The sequence below is a fragment of the Thiocapsa sp. C2-2m genome (genome assembly GCF_041903745.1).
In the GTDB taxonomy this organism is placed as follows: domain Bacteria; phylum Pseudomonadota; class Gammaproteobacteria; order Chromatiales; family Chromatiaceae; genus Thiocapsa; species Thiocapsa roseilacustris.
Genome location: NZ_JBBWVD010000077.1, coordinates 1 through 8,380 on the forward strand (window position 1 = coordinate 1; position 8,380 = coordinate 8,380).

General features: G+C 65.4%; 10 protein-coding genes and 1 pseudogene. 7 read left to right on the forward strand and 4 right to left on the reverse strand.

The window, feature by feature from the left end; all coding sequences use genetic code 11:
- Window positions 1–29 precede the first annotated feature (29 nt).
- Both AADX97_RS28050 and AADX97_RS28055 read right to left on the reverse strand, forming a co-directional pair.
- Window positions 30–1,256 (reverse strand): potassium/proton antiporter, encoded by a 1,227-nt coding sequence (locus AADX97_RS28050; protein ID WP_374237049.1) that lies wholly within the window; start codon window positions 1,254–1,256, stop codon window positions 30–32.
- Between the two features lie 18 nt (window positions 1,257–1,274).
- Window positions 1,275–1,892 (reverse strand): oxaloacetate decarboxylase, encoded by a 618-nt coding sequence (locus AADX97_RS28055; RefSeq protein WP_374237050.1) that lies wholly within the window; start codon window positions 1,890–1,892, stop codon window positions 1,275–1,277.
- Between AADX97_RS28055 and AADX97_RS28060 the strand changes: the two genes are divergently transcribed.
- The 3 genes and pseudogenes from AADX97_RS28060 (at window position 1,854) to AADX97_RS28070 (ending at window position 2,674) form a co-directional block, all read left to right on the forward strand.
- Window positions 1,854–2,084 (forward strand): antitoxin, encoded by a 231-nt coding sequence (locus AADX97_RS28060; RefSeq protein ID WP_374237051.1) that lies wholly within the window; start codon window positions 1,854–1,856, stop codon window positions 2,082–2,084. The two genes, AADX97_RS28055 and AADX97_RS28060, sit on opposite strands and share 39 nt — an antisense overlap.
- A gap of 41 nt (window positions 2,085–2,125) precedes the next feature.
- Window positions 2,126–2,230: pseudogene (locus AADX97_RS28065) on the forward strand (VapC toxin family PIN domain ribonuclease); the annotation flags it as partial.
- 69 nt (window positions 2,231–2,299) lie between these two features.
- Complete coding sequence (locus AADX97_RS28070; protein WP_374237052.1) at window positions 2,300–2,674, forward strand: thiol-disulfide oxidoreductase DCC family protein; 375 nt, start codon at window positions 2,300–2,302, stop codon at window positions 2,672–2,674.
- A 203-nt stretch (window positions 2,675–2,877) separates the two neighbouring features.
- Here the strand turns inward: AADX97_RS28070 and radC are convergent, their stop codons facing one another.
- Window positions 2,878–3,552, reverse strand: coding sequence for a DNA repair protein RadC (gene radC / locus AADX97_RS28075; protein ID WP_374237053.1), 675 nt, complete (start codon window positions 3,550–3,552; stop codon window positions 2,878–2,880).
- A 68-nt stretch (window positions 3,553–3,620) separates the two neighbouring features.
- Here radC and coaBC point away from each other — a divergent pair, with 68 nt between their 5' ends.
- The 4 genes from coaBC to argB are packed head-to-tail and all read left to right on the forward strand — an operon-like array spanning window position 3,621 to window position 7,629.
- A complete protein-coding gene (gene coaBC / locus AADX97_RS28080) occupies window positions 3,621–4,832 on the forward strand; it encodes a bifunctional phosphopantothenoylcysteine decarboxylase/phosphopantothenate--cysteine ligase CoaBC (protein ID WP_374237054.1) in 1,212 nt (403 codons plus the stop codon).
- A complete protein-coding gene (gene dut / locus AADX97_RS28085; RefSeq protein WP_374237055.1) occupies window positions 4,816–5,274 on the forward strand; it encodes a dUTP diphosphatase in 459 nt (152 codons plus the stop codon). Before coaBC ends, dut begins: the two co-directional genes overlap by 17 nt.
- Window positions 5,275–5,287: 13 nt before the next feature.
- Window positions 5,288–6,679 (forward strand): phosphomannomutase/phosphoglucomutase, encoded by a 1,392-nt coding sequence (locus tag AADX97_RS28090; RefSeq protein WP_374237056.1) that lies wholly within the window; start codon window positions 5,288–5,290, stop codon window positions 6,677–6,679.
- Window positions 6,680–6,732: 53 nt separating this feature from the next.
- Window positions 6,733–7,629, forward strand: a complete 897-nt coding sequence (gene argB / locus AADX97_RS28095; RefSeq protein WP_374237057.1) for an acetylglutamate kinase — start codon at window positions 6,733–6,735, stop codon at window positions 7,627–7,629.
- Between the two features lie 120 nt (window positions 7,630–7,749).
- Here argB and AADX97_RS28100 read toward each other — a convergent pair whose 3' ends face one another.
- Window positions 7,750–8,115: a four helix bundle protein gene (locus AADX97_RS28100; RefSeq protein WP_374238913.1), complete on the reverse strand. Its 366-nt coding sequence runs from the start codon at window positions 8,113–8,115 to the stop codon at window positions 7,750–7,752.
- Window positions 8,116–8,380: the final 265 nt, after the last annotated feature.

Below are 8,380 nucleotides of genomic sequence, written 5' to 3' on the forward strand. Positions count from 1 at the left end.
GGTGCGGGGGTGCGGGGGTGCGGGGGTCGTTATTGCCGGCGGTCGAGCGATTCCGATGCGGGCACCTCACGCTTGTCCTCGAGATCGAGCCGCCGCGCCAGCCAAGGGATGGTCCAGCCCTGCAACACAAGCGAGGCGATCACCACCATGAAAACGACATTGAAGAAGTTCACGTCGACAGGGCCGGGGCTCATGACCGGGATGATCGCGAGAAAGATGGGCACCGCGCCCCGCAAGCCCACCCAAGAGATAAAGAGACGCTCTTCGAGACTGAAGTGGAACGGGGCCAGACTGACGGCCACGGCGAGCGGCCGGGCGATGAAGATGAGGAGAAACGCCACCCCGGCCGCGTGCATGATCTCGCCCGTGAACTGATGCGGCGTGACGAGCAAGCCGAGCATGAGGAACATCAGGATCTGACTCAGCCAGGCGAGGCTCCCGTGCGTGATGTTCAGCTCTTCCCGGCGCAACCCGCTCACGCGATCCATCAGGACGACCCCGCAAAGATACACCGCCAGATAACCGCTGCCGCCGACCAATTGGGTGCCGCCGAACAGGGCCATGGCCCCGGACAGGGCCAACACGGCGAAGAGCCCGCTCGCCAGCTCCAGGCGGTTGATCAGCCAGGCGAGGATCAGCCCCCCGAGAAGCCCCGCGCTAGCCCCTACCCCCAACTGCAGCGCGAAGGTTCCGCCCAGCGACCAAGATAGCTCGGCACCTCCGGCATCGACGAAGGACACCAAGACGATGGTCAGAAAGATCGCCATCGGGTCGTTGAGGCCGGACTCGACCACGATCGTCTCCATGACGCGACCTTTCAGCTTGATGCCCCGCCCTTGCAGCAGGAGGAAGGTCGCCGCCGCGTCCGTCGATCCGACGACGGCGCCGAGCAAGAGGGCCACCAGCAAGGAAACCCCCAGCAACCAGATCGATACGCCGACCACGGCAGCGGTGATGACCACCCCGAACGTCGCGAGCATCAGTGCCGGACCCCAGCAGACGCGGATATCGCGAACGCGGGTACCCAACCCACCCGCAAAAAGGATCACTGCCAGTGCGATGCTGCCCACATGATAGGCGAGCTCGAAGTCGTCGAACGCGTACCCCCCCGGCCCGTCCTGACCGACAAGCATGCCGATTCCGAGGAAGATCAGGAGGATCGGTGCGCCGAGACGAATCGCGAGCGGACTCATGAGGACGCTCAACAGAACCAAGCCGGCGACCACCAAGAGCGCCCATTCCAGTGACTCGATCATGCGCTGCCCCTTCTCATCTTACTTGACCTCGCCGGTATCGGGATTTAGCCGCGCGGTGTTCAGCGCGCTTTGGACAGCAGCGAACGTACTGCGATAACCTTCGCGAAGGCAATGACAAACAGCGACGACCTTCGCACCCGAAGTGCCCTCTTCGAGCATATTGGCCATCTTGATGCCGGGGACCTCGGTGCAGAAACGGCGCATCTCGGCCTCGTCTCGCGGTGCTTCCGGAAAGAGGATGTCGGCGCCGACGTCCGCGAACGCCTGCATCCGCCATAGCGCTTCGTCCAGGCCGAGGGCGCTGCGTGCATCGGTGCGCGCGACGATCAGGGTGCCCGCTCCGCCCTCGCGGGCGTCCACTGCAGCCCGTACCCGGCGGATCGCCTCTTCGCGGTCCACGACATCCCGTACCCCGGTATGGCCGCAGCGCTTCGGCATGACCTGATCCTCGATCATGATGCCGGCAAACCCGGCACGGGCGTACTGATCGACGGTACGCCTGACATTGGCCGGATTGCCGTAGCCTTGCTGCGCCTTGACGATTGATGTCCGGAAGTCTATACGTGACATATATATTTTCTGGTGCCGATGGTTCTGATGGAAACAGCAAAACTCTTCTTCAACGGCAGCAGTCAAGCCGTTCGCTTACCCAAGGAATACCGCTTCCGGGGTGATGAGGTGGTGATCAAACGTCTGGGCAATGCCGTGGTGCTCTTGCCCAAGGACGATCCCTGGCAGGTCATGTTCGATGCCCTGGCGGAGTTTCCGGATGACTTGACGCTGACGCGCGAGCAACCGGAGACGCAGGAACGGGAGCCGATCGCGTGATCGTCCTTATGGATACGGATATCTGCATCTACGCGATCAATCTCTTGATCGCGGCCCACGCCCTGAGTCTCGACGCGACCCTGGTGACCAACAACATCAATGAGTTTTCGCGGGTTGAGGGGTTACGGGTCGAGCAGTGGGGTTGAGCGATCGCGCGTGCGCATCCATGTTCGGTCGATCCAGAAGATGATCCCGGACAGCGACACAACCACACCATGACCGCATTCACGGCCTATTTCGACGGCGGCTGCCCGCTGTGCAGCAAAGAGATTGCCCATTATCGCCGGATCGACAAGGCCGGCGCCATCCATTGGGTCGACATTACGGATGACGGCGGTGCGTTGGCCGAGGCCGGGATCGACCGCGCGCACGCCATGCGTCGCATCCACGCCAAGGAGACCGACGGCAGCATCCTGACCGGTGTTCCCGCCTTCGTCGCGATCTGGCGTCGCCTGCCGGGCTACCGCCGTCTCGCGGCCTTGGTGCAGGGCCTGCGGCTGGTGCGCCCGCTCGATTGGGGCTACGCGCGATTCGCCGACTGGCGGTTGAGACGTCGCTGCAAGGATGGCGCCTGCACCTTGATGCCGTGAGGGTGGCGTTGGTCTTGCCTCCAGCTATCAGCGATCAGCTATCAGCCTTAATCTGTCGCGCAATAATCGCGTTTCGGTTTTCCGAAGCCGGATCACTGCTCCCCGGCTGAGTGATGATGTGCACGATAATGGAATCGGCACATTACAGGTCAGGAGGCTGGCGGCTGAAAGCTAACAGCCGACAGCTCACAGCGCACCCAAAACTAAAGAAGCCCGCGCTCGGCCAGCGAAGTCCCCTCCCCGTCGCCGATGATGACGTGATCCAGAACGCGTACGTCGATCAGACTCAGCGCTTCCTTCAAACGCTGCGTGATCCGCAGATCCGCCTGGCTGGGCTCCGCCACACCCGAAGGATGGTTGTGGGCGAAGATCACGGCGGCGGCGTTGGTCGCGAGGACCCGCTGCACGACCACCCGAGGATGCACGCTCGCCCCGTCGATCGTGCCATGGAACAGCTCGTCGTAGCTGATGACACGGTGTCGGTTGTCGAGGAAGAGGCAGGCGAAGATCTCGTGCGGTGAGCCGTACAGCCGCAGCTTGAGATAATCGCGGGTCGCCTCGGGGCTGGTCAGGACGTCTTGACCTCGAATCCGCGAGAGCAGGTAGCGGTGGCTGAGCTCGAGGACCGCTTGAAGCTCGGCGAATTTTGCCGGGCCGAGACCCTTGCCCTCGCAAAAACGCTTCTTGTCCGCGGCGAGCAGCCCGACGAGACCGTCGAAGTCAGACAGCAGCTCGCGTGCCAGATCCACCGCACTCTTGCCGCGCACGCCGGTGCGCAGGAACAGCGCCAGCAACTCGGCGTCCGAGAGTGCGCCGGCCCCCCGCTCCAGGAGCTTCTCCCGTGGCCGTTCACCCTCCGGCCAGTCCTTGATCGGCATGCGACCTCCGTCGATGGGTTGCGTTAAACTGCGGCCAGTTCCGTAGCGGTAGTGTACACGTTTAGGTCATGGATCCAAGCCCCCCCAATCAGGTGCTGCTCGGTGTCGGCGGCGGCATCTCCGCCTACAAGTCGGTCGATCTGGTGCGTCGCCTGCGCGAGCGAGGCTATATCGTTCGGGTGGTCATGACGCGCGCCGCGACGTCGTTTGTCGGCCCTTTGACCTTTCAGGCGGTCTCCGGGCATCCGGTGCGTACCGACCTGCTCGACCCGGCGGCCGAGGCGGGTATGGGGCATATCGAGCTGGCCCGCTGGGCGGATCGGCTACTGATCGCCCCGGCAACGGCCGACCTGATGGCGCGTCTGGCAACCGGGATCGCCGACGACCTGCTCACGACCTTGGCCCTGGCGACCGAGGCGCCATTGATCCTCGCCCCGGCGATGAATCAGCAGATGTGGCGTCACCCGGCGACCCAGGACAACCTGGCCCGCTTGGTGGCCCGCGGCGCGCGGATCCTCGGACCGGGCGTCGGCAGTCAAGCCTGCGGCGACCAGGGCCCGGGGCGGATGCTCGAGCCGCTGGAGATCGCCGAGGCGCTGAGCGGCGCAGACGGGCAAGCGCTGGCCGGCGTACGGGTCCTCCTGACCGCCGGGCCGACCCGCGAGCCGCTTGACCCGGTGCGCTATCTGGGCAATCGCAGCTCCGGGCGCATGGGCTATGCGTTGGCGAGCGCGCTGACCGATCTGGGCGCCCGGGTGGTCCTGGTCAGCGGACCGAGCGCCTTGGCGCCGCCGACGGTGGCCGAGCTGGTCAAGGTCGAAACGGCCCTGGAGATGCAGGCGGCCGTAACGGCGCGCAGCCGCGACTGCGACATCTTCGCTGCGACCGCCGCGGTGGCGGACTACCGGCCCGCCGAGCCCGCGGGGAGCAAGATCAAGAAGGCCGCCGATACGCTGGAGATCCGTCTGGTGCGCAATCCGGATATCCTGGCCGAGGTTGCCGCCCTGCCGAAGCCGCCCTTCACGCTGGGCTTTGCGGCCGAGACGAACGATGTCGAGCAATACGCCCGCGGCAAGCTGAAGGACAAGCGGTTGGACATGATCGCGGCCAATCGGGTCGGGGGCGACTCGGGCGGCTTCGAGCGCGACGAGAACGCGCTGTTGGTGCTCTGGAACGGGGGGCAGCGCGTGCTGCCCATGATGTCGAAGGTCGAGCTCGCACGCGAGCTGGCCATGCTCCTCGCGGAACGTTATGCCGAACACCATGCTACATCCTCTTGAGGTCAAGATTCTGGACCCGCGCCTGGGCCGCGATTTTCCCTTGCCGACCTATGCGACCGAAGGCTCGGCCGGTCTCGATCTGCGCGCCATGCTCGAGATCCCGCTCGATCTTGCGCCCGGCGCGGCCGTGCTGCTGCCGACCGGCATGGCCGTACACATCGCCGAGCGCAACGTCGCGGGTCTGATCCTGCCGCGCTCGGGGCTCGGGCATCGGCACGGCATCGTCCTCGGTAACCTGGTGGGTCTGATCGACTCGGACTATCAGGGGCCGCTCATGGTCTCCTGCTGGAACCGCGGGACGGCCCCCTTCCGGATCGAGATCGGCGAGCGCATCGCCCAGCTCGTGCTGGTGCCGGTCCTGCAGGCCGAGTTGAGGATCGTCGAGGACTTCGACGCCTCCTCCCGCGGCAGCGGCGGGTTCGGACACACTGGCCAGCACTGACACGCCGCCGTCCATGGCCGAGATCACCCCTGCCGCGCCGCCCGAGATCTTCCGCGCCTACGACATCCGCGGCATCCTCGACCGCCAATTGACGCCCGAGATCATGCGATCGATCGGTCGGGCGATCGGCAGCGAGGCCGCAGCGCGCGGCGATCGCACGGTCATGGTCGGACGCGACTGCCGCGCATCCAGTCCGGCCCTGACCAAGGCATTGATCGTCGGGATCCGCGGCGCCGGGGTCGATGTCGTCGACCTCGGCATCGCCCCGACGCCTCTGGTCTATTTCGCCTGCTGCGAGGCCGGCCCCTACGCCGGGGCGATCGTCACCGCCAGCCACAACCCGCCCGATTACAACGGGGTCAAGGTTGTCTTCGGCGGCGTCAGCGCGGACGCGGCCACGATTCAGGACCTGCGGCAGCGCATCCTCGAGGGCGACCTGACCAGCGGGGCCGGTAGCCTCATTGAGCGCGACATCTCCGAGCGCTACCGCGAGCGCATCGTCCGCGACATCCGCCTCGCCCGGCCCATGCGGCTCGTGCTGGACTGCGGCAACGCCACCGTTTCGGCGATCGCGCCGGCCGTCTTTCGCGCGCTCGGCTGCGAGGTGATCGCGCTCGACTGCGACCCGGCCGCCGGGATGGGCGAGCGTGTCCCGGATCCGGCCCGCCCCGAGTGTCTCCGGGGACTCTCGGAGCGGGTGCTGCTGGAGGGTGCCGATCTGGGGCTCGGGTTCGACGGTGACGGTGATCGCCTGGGCGTGATCGATTCCGCGGGCGGCTTCATCGCGGCCGATCGAGTCCTCATGTGTCTCGCCGTCGATATCCTGGCGCGGCATCCGGGGAGCGAGGTCGTCTTCGACGTTAAATGCACAGGCCATCTCGCCGAGGTGATCCGTCGCGCGGGCGGTCGCCCGGTGCCGTGGCGTTCCGGCCATGCTCCGCTGAAGGCCCGACTGCGCGAATCCCATGCGCAGATTGCCGGCGAGCTCAGCGGGCACATCATGCTCAAGGAGCGCTGGCTTGGCTTCGACGACGCCCTTTACGCCGGCGCTCGGCTCCTCGAGATCCTGTCGCGTAATGCTCGCCCGACGGACGCGATCTTCCGCGACTTTCCCGGCGGCATCGCCACCCCCGAGCTGGCCTTACCGTTGCCCGAGGGCGATGCCGCGCGGATCATGGCGCAGGTGGTCCTGCTGGCCGATCGCGTCGAGGATCTTGCGGTGCAGACCATCGATGGTTTGCGGCTCGACGGCCGCGCCGCCTGGGGTCTGGTGCGTGCCTCGAACACCTTGCCCAAGCTGGTCTTTCGCTTCGAAGGCGACGACACGGCCGCGCTCCGGGCCATTCAAGAGCGGTTTCGCCTGATCATGGCCGAGGCCGCGCCCGGGCTTAGGCTGCCCTTTTGATCCTTTCCAACCCATTTCAATCCGAGCAACACCACGCCGAGCGATTCCAAGCCATGTCTATCCTCAACGAACGTGCCCACACCATCGCCCATGTCCTGATCGAGGCACTGCCCTATATCCGGCGCTTCCGCGGCAAGACCATCGTGATCAAATACGGCGGCAATGCCATGGTGGACGAGACCCTCAAGCAGGGCTTCGCGCGCGATGTGGTCCTCATGAAGATGGTCGGGGTGAATCCCGTGATCGTGCATGGTGGCGGGCCGCAGATCGGCTCGCTGCTCAAGCGACTCGGCAAGGCGAGCGAGTTCGTTCAAGGCATGCGGGTGACGGACGACGAGACCATGGACGTGGTCGAGATGGTTCTCGGCGGGTTGGTGAACAAAGAGATCGTCAACTTCATCAACCGACACGGCGGCTCGGCGGTCGGCCTCACCGGCAAGGACGGCGACCTGATCCGCGCGCGCAAGCTCCTGCTGCGCCGCGATGCGCCCGAGCTGGAGGCCACGGAGATCATCGACATCGGCCATGTCGGCGAGGTCGAAAGTATCGACGCCGGGGTCGTCCACATGCTGGTCGAAGGCGACTTCATCCCGGTCATCGCACCGATCGGCGTCGGCGAGGACGGGCGCTCCTACAACATCAACGCGGACCTGGTCGCGGGCAAGATCGCCGAGGTGCTCAAGGCCGAGAAGCTCCTGCTCTTGACCAATACGGCTGGCCTGCTCGATGCCGAGGGCAATCTGATCACGGAGCTGGATGTCGGCCGCGTCCATGCGCTGATCAAGGACGGCGTGATCGCGGGCGGCATGCTGCCGAAGGTGCAGTGCGCACTCGATGCGGTGCACGGCGGGGTGAAGTCCGCGCACATCATCGACGGGCGGGTCGAGCATGCGGTCATGCTCGATCTCTTCACGGACGCAGGCGTCGGGACGCTGATTCGCAGTCGGTGAGGTTGGGTTCGGGGTTCAGGGTTCGGGGTTCGGGGTTCGGGGTTCAGGGTTCAGGGTTCAGGGTTCAGGGTTCAGGGGTCGGGGTTCAGGGTTCAGGGTTCAGGGTTCAGGGGTCGGGGTTCAGGGGTCGGGATTCAGGAGCGATGCGCGGAGGGCGTTGAGCATTCGGCCGATCTCGGCCATCGCACTTAAGAGCTTCGGTTCTTGATCGGGGTTCAAAAAACCGAGGCGACGGGACAGCTCCGTTTGGGTCTCCAGCTCCAGGACAGAACCGTAGGCGATCGCGACGAACCGCGCATAGTCCTTGCCGCCACGCCCATAGCCCTCGGCGATGTTCGAAGGAATCGACACTGCCGAGCGCCGCATCTGTGAAACGAGCCCGTACAACTCGTCGCGCGGAAACGAAGACGTCGCATGATAAACGGCGCCCGCCAGATCCATCGCCAGATGCCAAACACGCAGACTCCGATGACCACGATCAGCCAAATCAACGACTCCCCGAGATCTCAGTACACCAAAAGCTTACCATCGATCCGCCCGACTCACCCGCTCCCTAACCACTCATCGGCAGCCGCTGAACCCTAATGCCTTGCTCGTCACTCCGGCCATCGAGGCACGTGGCGCAGAGCGCCACGGGGCGTGCGTGACACCGCAGAGCGGGTGTCACGAGCGGTCGACTGATGTATTGGGTGGCCGGCCTTACGAGTGAGGCCAACCCTGAACCCCGAACCCCGAACCCCGCACCCCGCAC

What these genes read in the sequence shown, in the direction of transcription:
- radC (WP_374237053.1), bottom strand. Translation starts at nt 3,552, where the DNA reads ATGCCGATCAAGGACTGGCCGGAGGGTGAACGGCCACGGGAGAAGCTC.
- AADX97_RS28070 (WP_374237052.1), top strand. Translation starts at nt 2,300, where the DNA reads ATGACCGCATTCACGGCCTATTTCGACGGCGGCTGCCCGCTGTGCAGC.
- argB (WP_374237057.1), top strand. Translation starts at nt 6,733, where the DNA reads ATGTCTATCCTCAACGAACGTGCCCACACCATCGCCCATGTCCTGATC.
- AADX97_RS28050 (WP_374237049.1), bottom strand. Translation starts at nt 1,256, where the DNA reads ATGATCGAGTCACTGGAATGGGCGCTCTTGGTGGTCGCCGGCTTGGTT.
- dut (WP_374237055.1), top strand. Translation starts at nt 4,816, where the DNA reads ATGCTACATCCTCTTGAGGTCAAGATTCTGGACCCGCGCCTGGGCCGC.
- coaBC (WP_374237054.1), top strand. Translation starts at nt 3,621, where the DNA reads ATGGATCCAAGCCCCCCCAATCAGGTGCTGCTCGGTGTCGGCGGCGGC.
- AADX97_RS28090 (WP_374237056.1), top strand. Translation starts at nt 5,288, where the DNA reads ATGGCCGAGATCACCCCTGCCGCGCCGCCCGAGATCTTCCGCGCCTAC.
- AADX97_RS28060 (WP_374237051.1), top strand. Translation starts at nt 1,854, where the DNA reads ATGGAAACAGCAAAACTCTTCTTCAACGGCAGCAGTCAAGCCGTTCGC.